19 protein-coding genes are annotated in these 19117 nt (G+C 62.9%); 10 read left to right on the top strand and 9 right to left on the bottom strand.

The features are described from left to right. The first annotated feature begins 199 nt into the window (after positions 1–199). From KM031_RS09475 to KM031_RS09465, 3 genes are read left to right on the top strand one after another with little or no spacing between them, the layout of a single operon-like run. Positions 200–1228 (top strand): ABC transporter substrate-binding protein, encoded by a 1029-nt coding sequence (locus tag KM031_RS09475; RefSeq protein WP_215505881.1) that lies wholly within the window; start codon positions 200–202, stop codon positions 1226–1228. A gap of 55 nt (positions 1229–1283) precedes the next feature. Then, positions 1284–3437 carry an ABC transporter permease gene (locus KM031_RS09470; RefSeq protein ID WP_215505882.1) on the top strand — a complete coding sequence of 718 codons (2154 nt, stop codon included), beginning with the start codon at positions 1284–1286 and terminating at the stop codon, positions 3435–3437. Position 3438: 1 nt separating this feature from the next. Then, entirely contained in the window at positions 3439–4506 is a 1068-nt protein-coding gene (locus tag KM031_RS09465; RefSeq protein WP_215505883.1) for an ABC transporter ATP-binding protein, read from the top strand. A gap of 43 nt (positions 4507–4549) precedes the next feature. Here the strand turns inward: KM031_RS09465 and KM031_RS09460 are convergent, their stop codons facing one another. Genes KM031_RS09460 through KM031_RS09450 form a run of 3 tightly spaced genes read right to left on the bottom strand, consistent with a single transcriptional unit; the run spans position 4550 to position 7978 of the window. Next, positions 4550–6010, bottom strand: a complete 1461-nt coding sequence (locus tag KM031_RS09460; RefSeq protein ID WP_215505884.1) for a heme biosynthesis protein HemY — start codon at positions 6008–6010, stop codon at positions 4550–4552. 13 nt (positions 6011–6023) lie between these two features. Further along, entirely contained in the window at positions 6024–7175 is a 1152-nt protein-coding gene (locus KM031_RS09455) for a COG4223 family protein (protein WP_215505885.1), read from the bottom strand. Positions 7176–7228: 53 nt separating this feature from the next. Beyond that, positions 7229–7978, bottom strand: coding sequence for a uroporphyrinogen-III synthase (locus tag KM031_RS09450; RefSeq protein WP_215505886.1), 750 nt, complete (start codon positions 7976–7978; stop codon positions 7229–7231). A gap of 45 nt (positions 7979–8023) precedes the next feature. Between KM031_RS09450 and tsaD the strand changes: the two genes are divergently transcribed. The 4 genes from tsaD to KM031_RS09430 are packed head-to-tail and all read left to right on the top strand — an operon-like array spanning position 8024 to position 10735. Then, positions 8024–9103, top strand: a complete 1080-nt coding sequence (gene tsaD / locus KM031_RS09445; protein ID WP_215505887.1) for a tRNA (adenosine(37)-N6)-threonylcarbamoyltransferase complex transferase subunit TsaD — start codon at positions 8024–8026, stop codon at positions 9101–9103. Continuing rightward, the gene (locus KM031_RS09440) at positions 9100–10038 is read left to right on the top strand and encodes an NAD(P)H-dependent glycerol-3-phosphate dehydrogenase (protein WP_215505888.1); all 939 of its coding nucleotides are present in this window, start codon (positions 9100–9102) and stop codon (positions 10036–10038) included. Before tsaD ends, KM031_RS09440 begins: the two co-directional genes overlap by 4 nt. A 2-nt stretch (positions 10039–10040) precedes the next feature. After that, complete coding sequence (locus KM031_RS09435; RefSeq protein ID WP_215505987.1) at positions 10041–10313, top strand: YciI family protein; 273 nt, start codon at positions 10041–10043, stop codon at positions 10311–10313. Next, a complete protein-coding gene (locus tag KM031_RS09430; RefSeq protein ID WP_215505988.1) occupies positions 10313–10735 on the top strand; it encodes an EVE domain-containing protein in 423 nt (140 codons plus the stop codon). Before KM031_RS09435 ends, KM031_RS09430 begins: the two co-directional genes overlap by 1 nt. A gap of 238 nt (positions 10736–10973) precedes the next feature. Here KM031_RS09430 and KM031_RS09425 read toward each other — a convergent pair whose 3' ends face one another. The 3 genes from KM031_RS09425 to ahcY all read right to left on the bottom strand — a co-directional run bounded on the left by KM031_RS09425 (position 10974) and on the right by ahcY (position 13536). Then, positions 10974–11318: a DUF2853 family protein gene (locus tag KM031_RS09425; protein WP_215505889.1), complete on the bottom strand. Its 345-nt coding sequence runs from the start codon at positions 11316–11318 to the stop codon at positions 10974–10976. 114 nt (positions 11319–11432) lie between these two features. Beyond that, positions 11433–12005 carry a class I SAM-dependent methyltransferase gene (locus KM031_RS09420; protein WP_215505890.1) on the bottom strand — a complete coding sequence of 191 codons (573 nt, stop codon included), beginning with the start codon at positions 12003–12005 and terminating at the stop codon, positions 11433–11435. 136 nt (positions 12006–12141) lie between these two features. Then, the gene (ahcY, locus tag KM031_RS09415) at positions 12142–13536 is read right to left on the bottom strand and encodes an adenosylhomocysteinase (RefSeq protein WP_215505891.1); all 1395 of its coding nucleotides are present in this window, start codon (positions 13534–13536) and stop codon (positions 12142–12144) included. Between the two features lie 85 nt (positions 13537–13621). Here ahcY and KM031_RS09410 point away from each other — a divergent pair, with 85 nt between their 5' ends. Further along, positions 13622–14242, top strand: a complete 621-nt coding sequence (locus KM031_RS09410) for an HD domain-containing protein (RefSeq protein WP_215505892.1) — start codon at positions 13622–13624, stop codon at positions 14240–14242. Here KM031_RS09410 and KM031_RS09405 read toward each other — a convergent pair. From KM031_RS09405 to KM031_RS09395, 3 genes are all read right to left on the bottom strand, one after another. After that, on the bottom strand, positions 14239–14547 hold the full coding sequence (locus tag KM031_RS09405) for an H-NS histone family protein (RefSeq protein WP_215505893.1): 309 nt from the start codon (positions 14545–14547) through the stop codon (positions 14239–14241). The two genes, KM031_RS09410 and KM031_RS09405, sit on opposite strands and share 4 nt — an antisense overlap. Before the next feature lie 125 nt (positions 14548–14672). Beyond that, positions 14673–15227, bottom strand: a complete 555-nt coding sequence (locus tag KM031_RS09400) for an ActR/PrrA/RegA family redox response regulator transcription factor (RefSeq protein ID WP_215505894.1) — start codon at positions 15225–15227, stop codon at positions 14673–14675. Between the two features lie 57 nt (positions 15228–15284). Next, positions 15285–15917: an SCO family protein gene (locus KM031_RS09395; protein ID WP_215505895.1), complete on the bottom strand. Its 633-nt coding sequence runs from the start codon at positions 15915–15917 to the stop codon at positions 15285–15287. Between the two features lie 114 nt (positions 15918–16031). Here KM031_RS09395 and regB point away from each other — a divergent pair, with 114 nt between their 5' ends. Next, a complete protein-coding gene (gene regB / locus KM031_RS09390) occupies positions 16032–17384 on the top strand; it encodes a sensor histidine kinase RegB (RefSeq protein WP_246567133.1) in 1353 nt (450 codons plus the stop codon). A gap of 126 nt (positions 17385–17510) precedes the next feature. Continuing rightward, positions 17511–19085, top strand: a complete 1575-nt coding sequence (locus KM031_RS09385; RefSeq protein WP_215505897.1) for a PAS-domain containing protein — start codon at positions 17511–17513, stop codon at positions 19083–19085. Positions 19086–19117 lie beyond the last annotated feature (32 nt).

Raw genomic sequence — 19117 nt, 5'->3', positions numbered from 1 at the left:
CCCGCCATGGGGAAGGGCTTTCGGATTTCATTTGTGACTGTCCTCTGCGCGGCTTGTAACACTGTTCATCAAATACGCCCCTGCGCGCAGTCCTGTTCATCTTGGCAGGGGTCGCCTGTGACAGGCCGGCCATGTCACCCTGCAATCAATCCGGTAAAGCCACAGGGAGAGTGGCAGGCCGGGCCAACGGGAGGATCATATGAAAAAGACACTGATCAGCGCATTGGCGCTGTCTGCTGCCATGTCGGCATCTGCTGCACAGGCCGAGGAATTGAACGTTGTCTGTTCCAATGAACAGACCTGGTGCGATCTGATGGCGCAGAATTTCAAGATCGACACCGGCGTCGATGTGGCCATCGTGCGCAAATCCACCGGCGAGGTTCTGGCGCAGCTGCGCGCCGAAAAGGGCAATCCCAAGGTGGATGTCTGGTGGGGGGGCACGGGCGATCCGCATATCATCGCTGCCAACGAAGGGCTGACGGCGGCAACCGGGGTTGATGTGTCGGGCCTGCTCGGCTGGGCCCAGAACATGACCGAGATGACCGAAGGCCGCGCCATCGGCGTGCATGTCGGTCTGCTTGGGTTCATCTACAACAGCGAGGTTCTGGCCGAAAAGGGCCTGCCCGCCCCGGCGTGCTGGCGCGATCTGGCCAAACCCGAATACAAGGGCGAAATTCAGGTGGCGAACCCGAATTCCTCGGGCACGGCCTACACCGAACTGGCGACGCTGGTGCAATTGTTCGGCGAGGATGAAGCGTTCAAACTGCTGGCCGAGATCGGCGGTAATGTGAACCAATATACCAAATCGGGCTCTGCCCCGGTCAAGGCGACTGCCCGCGGTGAGACCACCATCGGCATCGGCTTCATGCATGACATGGTGAAGCTGAAGAAAGAGGGCTTCCCGGTGGAACTGGTCGCCCCCTGTGAAGGCACCGGATACGAGCTGGGCGCGGTTTCGGTCGTGGAGGGGGCACCCAACATGGAAGCTGCGAAGAAATGGGTCGAATATGTGATTTCGGCAGAGGGCCAATCGCCGGGGCTTGAAGTGGGTGTCTACAACATCCCGTCGAACCCGGGGGCGGCAACCGACCCCGAGGCCCCCGAAATGGCGGCAATCAAGCTGATCGACTATGATTTCGCCACCTATGGCGCATCGGATACCCGCGAACGCCTGCTGGCGCGCTGGGAAAAAGACGTCAAGGGCGCAGGCGGCGCCATCGAGGAGTAATCCTCTCCGGCCCGCGCCACTGCTGCGCGGGCCGCTTCATTTCGGGAACATCACGATGACGCGCACCGCACGGCTCTGGAGCTTGGTGGGGTTGGCAGGGTTTTTCCTGCTGCCCTGGTATATGGTGCCGGGGGGCTTTTGGTCCTTCGGCTGGTTAGGGGATCTGTCCGGGCAGGGTGCCTCGGCCTTTGTGCAGGCGCTTGGTGGCCGGATCTGGCTGCTGGGACCGGGACTGGCGGCGCTGGCCGCGCTGGCACTCGCCAGTCTGCGTCTTTCGCCAGTGACGCAGGCGCGCGGCTGGCTGCTGGCCGGTGCCTGCGGGCTTGTCTTGCTGGCCGGGCAAGGGCTGCTGATCCTCGGCAATGGACCACGTCTGACCGCCCTGGGCGAGGTTTCGCAGCCCGGCATGGGTGCCGGGGCCTTTGTCGTGGCCATCGCGCTGCTGTTCGTGCTGACCACCGGCATCTCGGCGCTTGGCCGGGGCCGGGGCGATGCCTTCGTGACCGGCCTTGTCGGACTGATCGTCAGCCTTGTCGGCGTCTTTGTGTTCTACCCGATGGCCTTCGTGCTGGCGCAGGCGTTCGAGCTGAAGGGCGGCGCGGGGTTCGGCCTCAGCGAAGTCGTGCCGCGGTTTTTTGCCTCTGAAACCTGGTCCTTCGCCTGCCTGACCGGGCGCGGCTATTGCGGCCCTGCGGTGAACTCGCTGGTGCTGGCGGTGCTGACCGGGCTGGGCACCACCACGCTCGGGCTGTCTTTCGCGCTGATCTTCACCCGCACCGATTTTCGCGCCAAGCCGCTGCTGCGCGTGCTGACCATCCTGCCGATCATCACCCCGCCCTTCGTGATCGGGTTGGCGCTGATCCTGCTGTTTGGCCGGGCGGGCACCGTGACCGAGTTCTTTTCGGATGCCTTCGGCTGGGAGAAAACCCGCTGGCTCTATGGTTTCTGGGGCGTGTGGCTGGCGCAGATGCTGTCCTTTACCCCCATCGCCTTTCTGGTGCTGATCGGCGTGGTGGAAGGCATCAGCCCGTCGATGGAAGAGGCGAGCCAGACGCTTGACGCGAACCGCTGGCAGACCTTCCGCCGGGTGTCCTTGCCGCTGATGCGGCCCGGCCTTGCCAATGCCTTTCTGCTGGGCTTCATCGAAAGTCTGGCCGATTTCGGCAATCCGCTGGTGCTGGGCGGCAATTTCAACGTGCTGTCGACCGAGATCTATTTTGCCATCGTCGGCACCGTGGCCGATCCGGCCAAAGCTGCCATCCTGTCGATGATCCTGCTGGCGATGACGCTGGGTGCCTTTGTGGCGCAGCGCACATGGCTGGGCAAGAAAAGCTATGCCACCGTCACCGGCAAGGCCGACAATGGCCAACATGCCAGCCTGAACCCCGGCCTGAAATGGGCCTGTTATGCCACTGCACTGCCCTGGGCGGCCTTCACGCTGGTGGTGTATCTGCTGATCGTCTTTGGCAGCTTTGTCAAACTCTGGGGCTATGATCACAGCTTTACCTTGCAGCATTACAAACAGGCCTTCGGTCTGGTGCTGCGCAATGGCGTGCATTTCACCGGCTCGGCCTGGGACAGTTATTTCAGCACGCTGACCATCGCCGCGATTTCGGCCCCGCTGACGGCGGCAGTCGGTCTTGCCACCGCTTACCTGCTGGTGCGGCAGAAATTCGCGGGCAAGGACGCGTTCGAGTTTTCGACCATGCTGTCCTTCGCCATTCCCGGAACGGTGATCGGGGTGGCCTATGTCATGGCCTTCAACTTCCCCCCGATCGAGCTGACCGGAACCGCGATCATCCTGATTCTGGTGTTTGTGTTCCGCAACATGCCGGTGGGTGTGCGCGGCGGCATCGCGGCGATGAGCCAACTGGACAAATCGCTGGACGAAGCCTCGATCATGCTGGGGGCGAACAGCTTTACCACCTTGCGCCGGGTGATCCTGCCATTGATGGGCCCTGCGATCCTCGCCGCCGTTACCTACAGCTTCGTGCGGGCGATCACCTCGGTGTCTGCCGTGATCTTCCTCGTCTCTGCCCGGCACAACATGGCCACCAGCTTTATCGTCGGGCGGGTTGAAAACAACGAATACGGCATCGCCATCGCCTATTCGACCGTGCTGATCGTGACCATGCTGGTCGCCATTCTCTCTCTTCAGGCCATCATTGGCCGCCGCCGCCTGCGCCGGACTGACCGGGTGGCGGTGTGACATGAAAGGTTCCGATATGACCAAGGGTTCTGTCCGCTTCGAAAATGTCACCAAGCGGTATGGCGAGGTGATGGCGCTGAAACCGCTGACACTCGATATTCAGCCGGGCACGCTCTGCACGCTGCTGGGGCCGTCGGGCTGCGGCAAGACCACGACGCTGCGCCTGATTGCCGGGCTGGAAAGCGCCAGCGAGGGCCGCATCCTGATCGGCGGGCAGGATGTCACACATCTGTCGGCCACCTATCGCCGGGTGTCGATGGTGTTCCAGAGCTATGCGCTGTTCCCGCATATGACCGTGGCCGAGAATGTGGCCTATGGCCTGTCGGTCAAGCGGATGCCCAAGGCCGAAGCCACCGCCCGCGCCGAAGCCGGGCTGGAGATGGTGGGGCTGAAGGGATTTGGCGCGCGGTTGCCATCAGAGCTGTCGGGCGGGCAGCAACAGCGCGTGGCGGTGGCACGCGCCATCGTTCTGGAGCCCGAGGTGCTGCTGCTGGATGAACCGCTGTCGAACCTTGACGCCAAACTGCGCCGCCATGTGCGCGAGGAAATCCGCCAGATCCAGCAGCGCCTTGGCCTGACGGCGGTCTATGTCACCCATGATCAGGAAGAGGCAATGGCCGTCTCGGACCGGATCATCGTGATGAAAAACGCCGAGATCGCACAGTCGGGCACGCCGCAGGATCTGTATGAACGGCCCGCTTCGGCCTTTATCGCGGATTTCATCGGTGATGCGAACCTGCTGGATGCCGAAGTCACCGCCACCGGGGCAGAAACCCGGGTGCGCCTGCTGGGCCATGACCATGATCTGCCCTTGCAAAGTGACAGGATGGGCCCCGCAAAACTGGTGCTGCGCCCGCATCAGGTGCAATTGCACCCGGCCCCGCGCGCAGGCTCGATTGCCGCCGAGATCACCTATGCCGCCTATCTTGGCAACCATATCCAATACACGATGGCGAGTGCGGCGGGCGAGATTTTCGCAATCCTGCCGCCGACGGGTGCTGCGTTCCGCAAGGGCGATACCGTGCATGTGGGCTGGCGCCCCGAGGATATCCGGCTGGTGGCAGCGTGATTTGACAGATGGCCCTGCGGGGTGCCGCAGGGCCATGCTTGCATCAGACCGCGCGGCGGGCGATGGCCGCCAGATCAATTACTTCGGCCTCTTCCGGCTCTGCGGCGGGTTCCGGTTCAGGTTTGGCAGGCGGGTTGACCAGTAGCGGCAACAGATCCGATCCCGTCGGGCTGGGCGTGGCAACCTGCGGCGGCTCACGCCAGCTCAGCGTATCGAAGCCACCGCAATTGTCGCAGATCGGCCCCCAGCTTGCATGGATCGCCTGACATTTGTCGCAGCACCATTGCGGCCCGCGCGGCGCCGACAGGGCCTTGGCAAGCCATGCCCGCACCACGGATTCCTCGGCCCCTTCGCCGCGCTCAATCGCCGCCATCAGCGCCAGCGCGCGCCCGGTCGGTTTGCTGTCGATCAGATCGCCAAGAGCGCGGCGGGCCGCCGGGAAATCTTCGGCGGCAATCTGCAATTCGGCCTGCAACATCCGCGTTTCGGGATGATCGGGATGCAGCGCTGTCAGCGCGTGGAACCGCTTGAGCCGGGCCTCCGCAGATTCGTCGGGCGCAATTTCGGCAAAGGCGGCGGCCAGATCGGGATGCGGATGCGCCTCCCATGCCTTCTTGAGAATGCGGGTCGCGCCCTTGGCATCGCCCGCCGTGATCAGGCTGCGCGCGGCCATCGCCGCCGCAGGAATAAGATCAGGCGACAGTTTGTTGGCCTGAATGGCCGCCTCGCGCGCTTCGATCGAGGCGGTTTCATCCATGATGCTGCGCGCCTCTTGCAGGGCCAGAACGGCATCGCGGCGGCGGAAGATATCTTTGCTCAGCCCGCCGCTGCGCATCTTGGCATCCAAGGTGGCGCGCGCACCTTTCCAATCTTGGGTATTGGCCTGCAACTTCAACAGAATATCTTGCGTTTCCATATGCTTGGGCTTCAACGCAAAGGCCTTTTCCGCCAGTTTCAACGCCGTTTCGGTATCGCCCTCGGCGGCCTTTTGCGCCAGCAGCCCCCGGATGCCGACAAAACGGGTGCGCTCATGCTGAAGCAACTGTTTATAGGCTTCGGTGGCGCGCCTTGTATCGCCTGCCGCCTCGGAGGCCTGCGCCACCAGAAGCGTGGTCAGCTCCGGCTTTCCCAAAAGCTTTTCGGCCTTCACGGCACGCGACAGCGCCACCCGGTTTTCGCCCGAGGCCAGCGCCACCAGACCATCCGACAGCGCCTGATAACCCTTGCGCTCACGGTTGCGGTCAAAATACCGGGTGATCGCGGTTTCATCGCCATTGATGAAACGCAGCGTGGCGGTCAGCAGGCCGATCAGCAGCAGCAAGAGCCACAGCGCCAACAGGGCCAACAGCAGACCCATGACTGCCTGAAACGGGCCCAGGGTAAATTCATAGCCAGCCGCCGCAATACGCAGGCCCTCGCCCGTTTCCAGCAGCAGGCTTGCACCATAGGTGATGCCGGCAATCGCGCCGATGAAGAGAAGAACCTTTACAAGCGACCAGATCATGCGCCGTCTCCTCTTATTGTGCGGTTGTCAGCAGGTCAGCGAGGGCCGCCTGCCCGGCGCTGTAGCGGTCGGCCTCTGTCGCCCATTCGGCCAGGGCCTGCTGCCCCGGTTCGGGCAGCTCTGCAATCTGCGCCCGCGCGGCGGCCACATCCCCGGCGCGCAGCCGATCTTCGATCCGTGACAAAACCGCGTCGGGGTCGCTGCCGTCGCGGGGGGTCAGGGACCGCGCGCCGGTCTGGGCAAACAGGAAGGTCGACAGACGTTCACCCATCGTCTCGCCCATCTGCGCCTGCAACGACGCGGCAAGGGCCGCACGGGCGGCAGGGGCAAAGCTGTCTTGCAATTGCGGCAGGCTGATCGGCGCGGCAATCAGCGCAGACAGGGCATCGGGCATGGTCAGGCCAAGCTGTTGCACCGCCAAAGCCGCGCTTTCCGCCCCGGCCCCGGTGTCCAGCGCCGATTGTAGGCCCAGCACCGCAGCGCGGGTTTCGACGGACTTGCGCAAGGCCTCGGCCTCGACGCGCATGGCATCCGCCTCGGTTTCTGCCGATTTCAGCCGGTCCTGCACCTGCGCTTCGATTTCGGCACTGATCTGCGCCGCCGCGCCCTGTTGTTCCACCAGCCGGGCATTCAGGCTGCTGATCTGCGCCTGCATCTCTGACAGCGCGGCAGGTGCTGCGCCTGCGCCGGGCGGCAGGGCCTCGAGTGCGGCGATGCGTTGCTCCAATGCGGTGATCTGCGCGGTATCTGTGGCCGGGGCGGGAAGATCGGCCAGCTTCTGTTCCACCGCGGCAAGGCGGCTGTCATCTGGGGATTGCGATGCGAGCTGCGCCAGTTCCGCGCGCAGGGCGGCCACATCCTCGGCAACACCCGTGACAGGCGGGGCCAGCATCGGCCAGCCTTCGCGGACACCATAGGCTGCAAGGCCAAAGCCAAGACCCGCCGCAACCGCACCGCCCAGCACAAAGCCGACAAACCGTCCAAAGCCGCCGCTGCGGGGTTCCGGCTGGATGTCCGACGCGGGTCTGGCAGGCGGCACCTCGGTCGTGGTGGGCCGTTCGGTCACAGGTGGCTTGGCGTCAGGAGCCGGATCTGGCTGAGCTGCAAACACGGCCGGACCTTCCAATGTGACGGGGGCTGCCGCCGGGGTGTCCTGATCTGCCATAAGCCGTCTCCCCTCAATTACTTGCGTCTTGATGCAAGCTAGTCGCTCATGGCTCACGGCTCAAGGCGCGCGTCTGCGGCAAAGAGCGGGGCCATCCTCTGCAACATCGCCTCGGCGTCAGGCTGGGCCGCCACCGACAGCGATGCAAAGGGCAAACGCCGCAGCGGCGCTGCGGTTGCATCCGAAATCGCAACAAAATGCAGCGGCGCGCGCGGGGCTGCCCGGATCAGGGCCTCAGCCAGGATCTGCGCCGTGCGGGGGGAAAAGACCGGCAGCACAATCGCCGCATCCGCCTGAAGCGCCGCAAGCGCCTGTTTATCAAGGGGTTGCGCCACCTGCTGATAGGTTTCAACCGACAGCGTCTCCAGCCCCGCCGCCGTCAGCCGCCCCGCCACATCGCCCCGCGTTTCGGCACCATGCAGATGCAGCAAAGGCGCAGAGGGCGCATCGCGCAGGATCGCCGCCACCAGCGCATCGGCATCGCCATCCGCCGATTGCGCCGCAAAACCCAAGCCCTGCGCCGCCTGTGCCGTGCGCCGCCCGACACAATAGGCGCGCTGCGGCAACAAGGCCCGCTGTGCGGCAGAGAATCGCCGACAGGCCTCGACAGCGGTTTCCGAGGTGAAAATCAGCGCCGAAAAGGGGCGGGGCGGCAGATCGGGGCACAGAAAACGTGGGGCCAGAAGCGGCGATGAGATCACGCCGACCGGATCAAACCGCGCCGTCACCGCCTGAGCAAACCGGGCGGCCTGCGCGGCGGGCCGGGTCAGGATCACCACGGAAGGGCGGGATTGCTTGGCCATGCCAGCGGTGTTACCTCGGCATGACCCTTGTTTCAACGGCAACCCATGCACAGCCTGACCCTTCTTGGCATCGAAAGCAGTTGCGATGACACTGCCGCCGCCGTCGTGCGGCACGTTCCCGGTGCCGCACCGCAGATCCTCGCCTCGGTGGTCGAGGGGCAAACCGCGCTGCATGCGGCGTTTGGCGGCGTGGTGCCCGAGATTGCCGCCCGCGCCCATGCCGAACGGATCGACCATTGCATCGAGGCGGCGCTGGCGCAGGCCGGTCTGCCCTTGACCGCGCTGGACGGCATCGCGGTCACGGCGGGGCCGGGCTTGATCGGCGGGGTTCTGTCCGGGGTGATGTGTGCCAAGGGGCTGGCCGCCGCAACAGGCCTGCCGCTGATCGGGGTCAATCATCTGGCAGGCCATGCGCTGACCCCACGGCTGACCGATATGGTGGATTTCCCCTATATCATGCTGCTGGTTTCGGGCGGGCATTGCCAGTTTCTGCGGGTGGACGGCCCCGCAGACTTCACCCGGCTGGGCGGGTCGATCGACGATGCGCCGGGCGAGGCATTTGACAAGGTGGCGAAGATCCTTGGCCTGCCGCAACCCGGCGGGCCAGCGGTGCAGGCCGAGGCCGCGCAGGGCGATGCCAGGCGCATCCCGCTGCCCCGCCCCCTGCTGGACCGGCCCGGCTGCGATATGTCCTTCTCGGGGTTGAAAACCGCCGTTCTGCGCGCGCGCGACGGTCTGATGGCCGGGCTTGGCGGGCTGCGTCAGCAAGACCGCGCCGACCTTTGTGCCGGGTTTCAACGTGCGGTGGCCGATGTGCTGACCGAAAAATCCCGCCGTGCGCTGCTGGACAGCGGCGTTGCGCATTTTGCCGTGGCGGGCGGCGTGGCGGCCAATACCGAAATCCGCAGCCGCCTTCTGGCGCTGTGCGAGGGGCTGGGTGTCAGCTTCCTCGCGCCGCCGCTGGCGCTTTGCACCGACAATGCCGCGATGATCGCCTGGGCCGGGATCGAACAGTTCCGCCAGCGCGGCGCGGATGACCTGACGCTGTCGGCCCGCCCGCGCTGGCCACTGGATCAGAAAAGCCCCGCGCTGCTCGGCTCGGGCAAAAAGGGGGCCAAGGCATGAAGATCGCCATTCTGGGGGCCGGGGCCTTTGGCGGTGCGCTTGCCGTCGCACTTGGGCGCGAACGGCCTGTGACGCTGTGGGGGCGCGGATTGGAGGGGCGGCAGATTGCCCGCCTGCCGGGCATCACCCTGCCAGAGGCGGTCAGCGTCACGCCCGATCTTGCTGCCATCGCCCCGGCAGACGCCGTTCTGCTGGCGCTGCCAATGCAGGCGCTTTCAGCGTTCAGCGCCGACCATGCGACCTTGTTGCGCGGCAAGGCGCTGGTGGCCTGCTGCAAGGGGGTTGATCTGCGCACCGGACTTGGCCCGGTTGAGCTACTGGCGCAGCTGGAGGGGGGCCGTGCCCCCGCTGTGCTGACCGGCCCGAGTTTTGCGGCAGACATCGCGCGCGGCCTGCCCACTGCGCTGACGCTGGCCTGCACCGACGAGACGCTTGGCGCGCAGCTTCAGCACGCGCTGTCCACCCCGGTCTTGCGGCTTTATCGCAGCACGGATGTGATCGGGGCAGAGCTGGGCGGCGCGCTGAAGAACATTGTCGCCATCGCCGCCGGCGTTGTGATCGGCGCGGGCCTGGGCGATTCTGCCCGCGCCGCGCTGATGACGCGGGGCTATGCCGAGATGCAGCGCTTCGCCTTGGCACGCGGGGCCCGGCCAGAAACGCTGGCCGGTCTGTCGGGCTTTGGTGATCTTGTGCTGACCTGCACCTCGCAACTGTCGCGCAACTTCCGTTTTGGCCAGGCGCTTGGCGCCGCGACGCCCTTTGATGCCTCGCAGACTGTCGAAGGGGTTGCCACCGCCAAGGCCGTTGCGCAGATTGCCGCGAAAGACGGTATCGACATGCCGATTTCAACCATGGTTGCCGCCCTTGTTGACGGGACTGTCACGCTGGGTGCCGCGATCCAAAGCCTTCTGACCCGTCCCTTGAAACAGGAATGACCATGCGTGTAGCCCTGATCTGCAAAGACAAACCCGGCGCCCTGCAAACCCGGCTCGACACCCGCGCCGCGCATCTGGCGCATATCGAAACCTCGGGCGTGGTGGAAATGGCCGGGCCGTTCCTGTCGCCCGAAGGCCAGATGACCGGCTCGCTGGTGGTGCTGTCGGTCGACACTCTGGCGGAGGCCGAAGCCTGGGCCGCCGCCGATCCCTATGCGCTGGCAGGGTTGTTCGAATCTGTCACGATTTCCGAATGGAAGAAGGTCATCGGCTGATGGCCTATTGGCTGTTCAAATCCGAACCCGACGCCTGGAGCTGGGATCAGCAGGTCGCCAAGGGCGATGCGGGCGAAGAATGGGGCGGCGTGCGCAATTATCAGGCCCGCAACAACATGCGCGCGATGCAGATCGGCGAGCGGGGTTTCTTTTACCACTCCAACATCGGGAAAGAGATCGTGGGGATTGTCGAGGTCAGCGCCACAAGCGCACCTGACAGCACCACCGATGATCCGCGCTGGGATTGCGTGCATATCCGCGCCGTGAAGCCGCTGCTGCGCCCGGTGACGCTGGACACCTGCAAGCAGGAACCGGGGCTGGAGAAGATGGCGCTGGTCACGAACATGCGGCTGTCGGTGCAGCCGGTGACGCCAGAGGAATGGGCGATCATCTGCCGTCTTGGCGGGCTGTATGACACATGATGGGAAATGGAGGGCCCCGACCCCACGAGACCCTCCATCCACCCCACGTGCTCCCTTAGCACCACACGTGTTCTGAAAAGGTCTCGGGCATCCTGCCGTTGATCTGACCATAGCCCGAAAGGCTGTGGCGCGCAAAAGCAATGCGCTTCTAATTTATGTCAAATCAAACGGTTATGCCGGGCCTGAAAAAGCAAAACGCCCGCAGGGTTGCGGGCGCGATGCGGATCTGATCGGGGTCTTACTTGGCGTAGACCGCCTCTTTGCCAAAATGCTTGGTCAGCATGTAATAGACGACCGCACGGTATTTGTTGCGCTCTGACCGGCCATAGATGTCGATCACCGCGTTGATTGCTTCCATCAGCTTCGGGCTGTCTTCCAGACCCAGCTTCTTGATCAGGAAGTTCTTCTTCACCGTCTCCAGCTCTGACGCCGAACTGCCGGCGACAGTTTCGCTGTCGGCATCATAGATGGCCGGGCCACAGCCGATGGTCACCTTGGTCAGCAGATCCATATCCGGCTGCATCTTGCATTTGTTCAGCAGGTCATCCGCATATTTGGCGATCAGATCGTCTCTTTTGCTCATACCATTCTCCTCTGTCACTGTCCTGAAAGCAGGGTCGTTGCCCGCCTTGCCGCCAAAGCTTAGGGCAAGGCGGAAAAGCGACAAAGGGAATTATCGCCGCATCTTCCCCGCAGCTCAGGCCCCAGGCGCAGGCCGTTTGAGCTGGATGACATATTGGTTGGCCATCAGCATCAGCTCTGCCTGATCGCCCAGATCGGCCAGCATCGCCTCGACCGCGCGTTTCACCGGCGCGCCGTTAGAGTCGGACTGCCAGTTGAAATCATCGCCCGCGATGATGCCATCGTGCTTGACCTTCTGCAGGCACAGCGCAAGGTCATTGCCGATGAACGGCTCGTTATGGTTGCCGTCGATATAGACCCAATCCAGCGAGGCATCCGGCAGCGCCGCCAAAGCCACATCCGAGGTCGCGCGATGAATCTTGACGCGGGGGTCATCGCTGAAGGCCGCCACGACATCCTGATATTTCACATCCATCAGGGTTTCGTTTTTCTTGCGGCCAAAGCCGGTATTGGCGAACTCTGGCTGATACAGCCACGGGTCGATCAGGTGCAGTTCGGCTGGCGCGCAGATTTCAATGATACGCTTGCTGAACGCGCCTTCCCAGACGCCGATTTCCGCCACGCGGGCGCCCTTTGGCAGCCCCGCCAGCATTTTGGCGCGCAGCTTGTCTCTTTTGGATTCTTCCATCACCAACATCCCAAACGATCCGGCACCGGGGGTGCCTTTTTTCTCTCGATATTAATACCGGCGAAAGTTTTGTTGCAAATAAAAGGCCCCGGCGGTGAACCGGCGGGGCCTTTCCTGATGCAGTTCCGCCGCAGTCTCAGTAGCGGTAGTGATCCGATTTGAACGGGCCTTCGACCTTCACGCCGATATACTCGGCCTGATCGGCGCGCAGTTCGGTCAGTTTGACCCCGATCTTTTTCAGGTGCAGGCGGGCCACCTTTTCATCCAGCGCTTTCGGCAGGATATAAACGCCCGGTGCATAGTCCTCGCCCTTGGTCCACAGTTCGATCTGCGCCAGAACCTGATTGGTGAAGCTGGCCGACATCACGAAAGACGGATGGCCGGTGGCATTGCCGAGGTTCAGCAGACGGCCCTCGGACAGCAGGATGATCCGATTGCCCGAGGGCATTTCGATCATGTCCACCTGTTCCTTGATATTGGTCCATTTGTGGTTTTTCAGCGCGGCGACCTGAATTTCATTGTCGAAATGGCCGATATTGCCGACGATTGCCATATCCTTCATCTCGCGCACATGCTCGATGCGGATCACGTCCTTGTTGCCGGTAGTGGTGATGAAGATATCGGCGTCATGCACCACATCTTCCAGCACCACGACCTCGAACCCGTCCATCGCGGCTTGCAGCGCGCAGATCGGGTCGACCTCGGTCACTTTTACCCGGGCACCCGCACCGCGCAGCGAGGCGGCAGAGCCTTTGCCCACGTCGCCGTAACCGCAGACCACGGCAACCTTGCCCGCCATCATCGTATCGGTGGCGCGGCGGATGCCGTCCACCAGGCTTTCCTTGCAGCCGTATTTGTTGTCGAACTTCGACTTGGTCACGCTGTCATTGACGTTGATCGCCGGGAAGGGCAACTGGCCCTTCTTGTGCAGATCATACAGGCGATGCACGCCGGTGGTGGTTTCTTCCGACACGCCCTTGATCGCGGCGCGCTGTGCGGTGAACCAGCCGGGGCTTGCCGCCAGACGTTTCTTGATCTGGTTGAACAGGCAGATCTCTTCTTCGCTGGTGGGTACGTCGATTAGGCCGGTTTCCCCGGCTTCGACCCGTGCGCCGATCAGGATATACAGCGTCGCGTCGCCGCCATCATCTAGGATCATGTTGCAGGTGCCTTCCGGGAACTGGAAGATCTTGTCGGTATATTCCCAATATTCTTCAAGGGTTTCGCCCTTGATCGCAAAGACCGGCGTGCCGGTGGCGGCAATGGCGGCGGCCGCGTGATCCTGGGTCGAGAAAATGTTGCACGAGGCCCAGCGCACATCTGCGCCCAGCGCCGCCAGCGTTTCGATCAGGACGGCAGTCTGGATCGTCATATGCAGCGACCCGGCGATACGCGCCCCTTTCAGCGGCTGGCTTGCGCCAAATTCTTCGCGCAGCGCCATCAGCCCCGGCATTTCCGTTTCGGCAATATCAAGCTCCTTGCGGCCGAACGCGGCCAGAGCGATATCCTTGACGATGTAATCCTTCGGCATGCGCCGCACTCCTTGCAATGACAATTGCGGCTGAGATAGCACCCCGTCGCGCGACGGACAATGTTCAAGGCAGATTGGTCGAATTATGGCAGAATCAGGAAACAATCGTGGAAAACAGCCCCGCGCGTGGCAAAGGATGCTGTCGGGGCGCAGGCTCGATCTGCTCGACCCGACCCCGATGGATATCGAGATCGAGGACATCGCGCATGGCCTCGCCTTCGTGGCGCGCTGGAACGGGCAGACGCTGGGCGACTGGCCCTATTCGGTGGCAGAACATTCGGTTCTGGTGACGGAGATCTTCGCCCGGCAAAACCCCGGCATCGCCGCGCGCTGGCGTCTGGCCGCCTTGCTGCATGATGCACCGGAATATGTCATCGGCGATATGATCAGCCCGGTGAAAGCCGCCATCGGGCCGGATTATGGCGAGCTTGATCTGCGGCTGACCGCCGCCATTCACATCCGCTTTGGCCTGCCCGCCACGTTGCCCGCGCCGATCAAGACGGCAATCAAGGCGGCGGACAAGGTATCGGCCTGGCTGGAGGCAGTGCAGATTGCCGGTTTTACCATCACGGAGGCGAACCGCCTGTTTGGCAAACCGCAGGATGCCCTTTTGGCGGGCCTGACCCTGCACCTGCGCCCGCCTGTCGAGGTGCGGGCGGATTTCACCGCCCGCCACATGGCATTGTTGGCAGAGATGGACAGTTAAATCGCCAGATCGTCGACCGACTTGCCCGCTTTCAGCGCGGCATCAAACCAGCGCGGCTTGCGGCCACGGCCAGACCAGGTTTCCGACGTATTATCGGGGTTCGCATATTTGGCCGAAGCGGGCGCGCGCTTGCGCGTCACCGGCGTTCCGGTCAGTTCTGCCAGCGTAAAGCCCATGGCGCGTGCCCGGTCTTCAAGTTCGGCAAGTGCTTCTTTTTTCTTGCGATCTTCATATGACACAATTGCCTTGGCAATCTGCGATTGAAGGTCTTTCAGCTCTTTCAACGAAAGTGCATTGATGTCCATCAAAGTCCGTCCTCTTCCGGCTGATCATCGCGAAACCTGTGTTTCGTCGGATCGCGTTTGGTTTCTGTAATCATTAAAACCGGCAACTTTGCCCGGCTTATAACGAAATCAGCCGAGATCGGCAACTATTTAGGACTGCGCTTGGCCAGAATACGCTGAAGCGTGCGGCGGTGCATATTCAGACGGCGCGCAGTTTCCGAAACATTGCGGTCGCACATTTCATAGACGCGCTGAATATGCTCCCACCGCACCCGGTCTGCCGACATCGGATTTTCCGGCGGGGTGGGCAAAGCATCCGTGCGCGACAGCAGTGCCCGCGTCACCTCATTGGCATCGGCGGGTTTTGACAGGTAATCGGTGGCGCCGATCTTTACCGCCGCAACCGCCGTGGCAATCGCGCCATATCCGGTCAGCACCACGATCCGGCAATCGGGCCGCCGTTCGCGCAGAACCTCGACCACATCCAGCCCATTGCCATCTTCCAGACGCAAATCGACAACGGCATAGGCAGGCGGGCGGGCCTGTGCAATTGCCTTGCCAGCCGCCACGCTTTCTGCGGTTTCCGGGATGAAGCCCCGCTTCTCCATCGCCTTGGCAAGCCGCTTCACGAAGGGCTCATCATCATCAACAAGCAGAAGGGACCGATCCGCCCCGAGTTCGGCACTCAGATCTTCAATCATCGTGATGTTCCCTGTCCTGTATATATGCCGCGAACCTAGGCCGCTTTTCAGTGGAGGTCAATTTTCGGCAAGTGATTTTGCGGCATCGACAAAACAGCCAACGCTTTGCGCCATTTCTTCGGCCGTCGACTCGCGTTTGTAGAATTCGGCAAAGCCGGTTCCGGGCAACATCAGATAGGTAAAGGTCGAATGATCCACCAGATAGAAGTCATCTTCGGCAGGCTGCGCCTTGTAATAGGTTTTATAGGCCTGTGAGGCCACCTTCACCTGTTCCGGGCTGCCGGTCAGGCCGACCATGCGCGGATGCAGGTTTTCGGTGAAATCTGTCAGAACGGCGGGCGTATCACGGGCCGGGTCGATGGAAATGAACACCGGCGTCACGTCATAGCCGCGCTCTTCCAGAATATCGACGGCCTCGGCATTGCGCGCATTGTCCATCGGGCAGACATCCGGGCAGAAGGTATAGCCGAAATACACCAGCGAAGGTTTCGTCAGAACCTGCGCATCGGTGACCGTGGCCCCCGCCTCGTCCACAAGCGTGAACGGGCCGCCAATCGCCCCGCCGCCCACCTGCCCTGCGCGGCACACCGCAAAGGGATCCTCGGACCGCGCGTTGAACACCCAAAGCGCAGAGCCGCCGATCAGACCAACCACTGCTGCCACCGCCAGACCGGCATAAAGCTTAGACATCGCATTTCCCTTCCGTGCCATCGCGCATTGATCCCGCAAGCGGCGGCTCTTAACAATGGCAAAATAACTGCCTGCGACAGCATGGGCCACCCGATGCGCTTTTCACAGATTGCCATGCCATCCCGCGAAACGCGCAGCGATTTTTTGCGCCTGCGCACGCTTATCCTGCTGCGTTGGGCCGCCATCGCCGGGCAGATCATCGCCATCGTGATGGCCTGGACCTGGTATGACATCCAGTTGCCATTGGGCCTGTGTTATCTGGTTGTCGGGGCCTCGGTCATTGCCAACCTGGTCTCCGCCTCGGTCTTTCCGCAGAATACCCGGCTGACGGAACGGCAGGTGTTTCTGACCCTGCTGTTCGATCTGGCGCAATTGGCGGCGCTGCTGTTCCTGACCGGCGGGCTGACCAACCCCTTCGCCTTGCTGATCCTTGCGCCTGTCACCATTTCGGCCACAGCGCTGGAAGGGCGCGCCACGCTGGTTCTGGGCGGCATGGCGATCAGCTTTGTCACCATCCTGGCGCTGTTCAGCCTGCCGATGACCCTGCATGACGGATCGACCTTTGCGGTGCCGCAGCTGTTCGGCTTTGGCTTCTGGCTGTCGATCGTGATCGGCATCGTGTTTCTGGGCATTTATGCACATCGCGTCGCCGGAGAGATCCATTCGATGCAGGATGCGCTGCTGGCCACACAGATGGCCTTGGCGCGCGAACAGAAGCTGACCGATCTGGGTGGCGTGGTGGCAGCTGCGGCGCATGAGTTGGGCACGCCGCTGGCCACAATCAAGCTGGTCAGCAGCGAATTGATGGACGAGTTGGATGACCAGCCGGATCTGCATGCCGATGCGCAGCTGATCCGCGATCAGGCGGATCGCTGCCGCGATATTCTGCGCTCGATGGGCCGCATCGGCAAGGATGACAAACATCTGCGTCAGGCCCCGCTCAGCACCGTGATCCGCGAAGCGGCAGAGCCGCATGTCAATCGTGGCAAGCAGGTGCATTTTGACCTGCTCCCCCCCGAAGGCGATGCCGCGCGGGAACCCATCATCCTGCGCCAGCCCGAAGTGATCCACGGCCTGCGCAATCTGATCCAGAATGCGGTTGATTTTGCGCAGCATCAGGTCTGGGTCGAAGGCGAATGGGGCCGGGATCAGGTTCTGATCCGTATTGTTGATGATGGCGCCGGCTATCCCTCGCATGTGATCGGGCGGATTGGCGATCCGTTCATGCGCAGTCGCAAGGCACCGGCGCAGCGCCCGGAGTATGAAGGCATGGGGCTGGGCCTGTTCATCGCCAAGACCTTGCTGGAGCGGACCGGGGCCGAGCTGACATTTGCCAATGGCACGGTATCGCCGCCCACCACCGAGAATCAGGTGGAACGCTGCGGCGCGATTGTCGAAGTGATCTGGCCGATGGCGCGGATCGAAGCGCCGCGCGGTGCATTGGGCGAGAACGACCTCAATACCTGATGCGATTTCGCATCGGACCTTGGTAAATTGGATAATATTTTGCCGTTCACAATTCCGTGTTTAACACTGCTTTAACCTTCTCGCCCCAAGGCTGTTGAAAAGGCGCAGCTCTTTGGGGAAAACAAAATGCAGATCGACTGGACGCTGGCTGTGGCGCTGGTGGTGACGTCGGGCCTTGCCGCACTCGGGGGTGTTCTGGCCCTTGCGGCATTGCAAAGCCGGGCAGCGACGGCGCAATGCGTAATCTTTTCTGACAGTGCGGGCGGCACGAGTTTTCTGTTTGATGGCGAATTGCTGGTGGACGCGACGCCCAGCGCCCGCGCGCTGCTCTCGCTCAGCGCGGCAAAGGGCAGCCCCTGGGTGCGGCTTGTGGCCTATCTTTCGCCGCGTTTTCCCGATTTCAACGCGCAGGTCGTCAATCTCCACCGTGACGGGCGGCTGATCCTGACATCCGCGGGGCCCGCACCCTTTACCCTGCGGGCAGAGGCACGGGGCGGCCTGACGCGGATCAGCCTGCTGGACCCGGATGAACAGGCCGGGCCTGCGGGGACCGATCCGCTGACGCATCGCGCCATTCAGGATGAACTGGCCCAATTGCGCAGCACCCTGTCGCAGGCCCCTTTGATGATCTGGCGCGAGGCGGCGGAGGGAGAGGTGATCTGGGCCAATGCCGCCTATCTGCTTCAGGCCGCACATCATCTGGAACCGGGGCAGGATCTGAGCTGGCCACTGCCGCGCCTGTTTGAAAAAACCGCAACCGCGCAGGGCGTGAAGGGCCAGCGGCAGAAGCTGGCGCAGGGTCCGGGGCGCGACCATTGGTTCGATCTGATCATGTTCACCGAAGGCGACGGCCGCTTGCTGTTCGCCTTGCCTGCCGATGCTGCCGTGCATGCCGAAAGCGCCTTGCGCGATTTTACCCAGACGCTGACCAAGACCTTTGCCCATCTGCCCATTGCCCTTGCGATCTTTGACAAGCAGCGGCAACTGACCATGTTCAATCCGGCCCTGCTCGACCTGTCTGGCCTGCCGGTGGATTTCCTGTCGATGCGGCCCACGCTTTTTGCGTTTCTGGATGCGATGCGCGACCGCAACATGATCCCGGAACCCAAGGATTACCGCACCTGGCGCAAACAGATGACCGAGCTTGAAAAGGCCGCGTCCTCGGGCCTGTTCGAAGAAACCTGGAGCCTGCCTTCGGGGCAGACCTACAAGGTGGTCGGGCGGCCGCATCCGAATGGCGCGCTGGCCCTGATGATCGAGGATATCTCGACCGAGATTTCGCGCATCCGCCGCTATCGCGCCGATCTAGAAATGTCGCAGGCGGTGGTGGATGCGGTGGATCAGGCCTTGGCGGTGTTTTCGCCCGCAGGGATCCTGGTGATGACAAATGCCGCCTATGCCGCATTGTGGGGCCATGATCCGGCAGAACGCCTGTCGGATTCCTGCCTGAAGTCCCTCTGCGCACATTGGCGCGACCGCACCGGACCCACCGCGCTCTGGGCCGAGGCCGAACGGTTTGCCAGCGAAAACGGCGAGCGTGATCCGGTTCTGGGCGAAGCACGCCTGCTGGATGGGCGGCTGATCGAATGTCGGTTCACCGGCTTGCCGGGCGGATCAACGCTCGCGCGGTTCAAATGCGCCGCCTATCCCGAAGGGCCAAGCCCGGCCTTTGCCACGGCTCGCGCACTCAAGCAGGCCTGAGCGGGGTTGCAGCTTTGGGGCTGGGCGGTAAA

The sequence above is a fragment of the Gemmobacter fulvus genome, from assembly GCF_018798885.1.
Lineage (GTDB): Bacteria > Pseudomonadota > Alphaproteobacteria > Rhodobacterales > Rhodobacteraceae > Gemmobacter > Gemmobacter fulvus.
The sequence above is the reverse complement of the archived record's forward strand: the minus strand, read 5'-3'. Positions and strand labels throughout refer to the sequence as shown.

Coding starts and splice junctions, on each gene's coding strand:
- regB (WP_246567133.1), top strand. CDS start 16,032: ATGCCATCCCGCGAAACGCGCAGCGATTTTTTGCGCCTGCGCACGCTT.
- KM031_RS09470 (WP_215505882.1), top strand. CDS start 1,284: ATGACGCGCACCGCACGGCTCTGGAGCTTGGTGGGGTTGGCAGGGTTT.
- KM031_RS09410 (WP_215505892.1), top strand. CDS start 13,622: ATGGCAGAATCAGGAAACAATCGTGGAAAACAGCCCCGCGCGTGGCAA.
- KM031_RS09465 (WP_215505883.1), top strand. CDS start 3,439: ATGAAAGGTTCCGATATGACCAAGGGTTCTGTCCGCTTCGAAAATGTC.
- KM031_RS09430 (WP_215505988.1), top strand. CDS start 10,313: ATGGCCTATTGGCTGTTCAAATCCGAACCCGACGCCTGGAGCTGGGAT.
- KM031_RS09460 (WP_215505884.1), bottom strand. CDS start 6,010: ATGATCTGGTCGCTTGTAAAGGTTCTTCTCTTCATCGGCGCGATTGCC.
- KM031_RS09435 (WP_215505987.1), top strand. CDS start 10,041: ATGCGTGTAGCCCTGATCTGCAAAGACAAACCCGGCGCCCTGCAAACC.
- KM031_RS09400 (WP_215505894.1), bottom strand. CDS start 15,227: ATGATTGAAGATCTGAGTGCCGAACTCGGGGCGGATCGGTCCCTTCTG.
- KM031_RS09475 (WP_215505881.1), top strand. CDS start 200: ATGAAAAAGACACTGATCAGCGCATTGGCGCTGTCTGCTGCCATGTCG.
- KM031_RS09440 (WP_215505888.1), top strand. CDS start 9,100: ATGAAGATCGCCATTCTGGGGGCCGGGGCCTTTGGCGGTGCGCTTGCC.
- KM031_RS09425 (WP_215505889.1), bottom strand. CDS start 11,318: ATGAGCAAAAGAGACGATCTGATCGCCAAATATGCGGATGACCTGCTG.
- KM031_RS09385 (WP_215505897.1), top strand. CDS start 17,511: ATGCAGATCGACTGGACGCTGGCTGTGGCGCTGGTGGTGACGTCGGGC.
- ahcY (WP_215505891.1), bottom strand. CDS start 13,536: ATGCCGAAGGATTACATCGTCAAGGATATCGCTCTGGCCGCGTTCGGC.
- KM031_RS09450 (WP_215505886.1), bottom strand. CDS start 7,978: ATGGCCAAGCAATCCCGCCCTTCCGTGGTGATCCTGACCCGGCCCGCC.
- KM031_RS09405 (WP_215505893.1), bottom strand. CDS start 14,547: ATGGACATCAATGCACTTTCGTTGAAAGAGCTGAAAGACCTTCAATCG.
- KM031_RS09395 (WP_215505895.1), bottom strand. CDS start 15,917: ATGTCTAAGCTTTATGCCGGTCTGGCGGTGGCAGCAGTGGTTGGTCTG.
- KM031_RS09455 (WP_215505885.1), bottom strand. CDS start 7,175: ATGGCAGATCAGGACACCCCGGCGGCAGCCCCCGTCACATTGGAAGGT.
- tsaD (WP_215505887.1), top strand. CDS start 8,024: ATGCACAGCCTGACCCTTCTTGGCATCGAAAGCAGTTGCGATGACACT.
- KM031_RS09420 (WP_215505890.1), bottom strand. CDS start 12,005: ATGGAAGAATCCAAAAGAGACAAGCTGCGCGCCAAAATGCTGGCGGGG.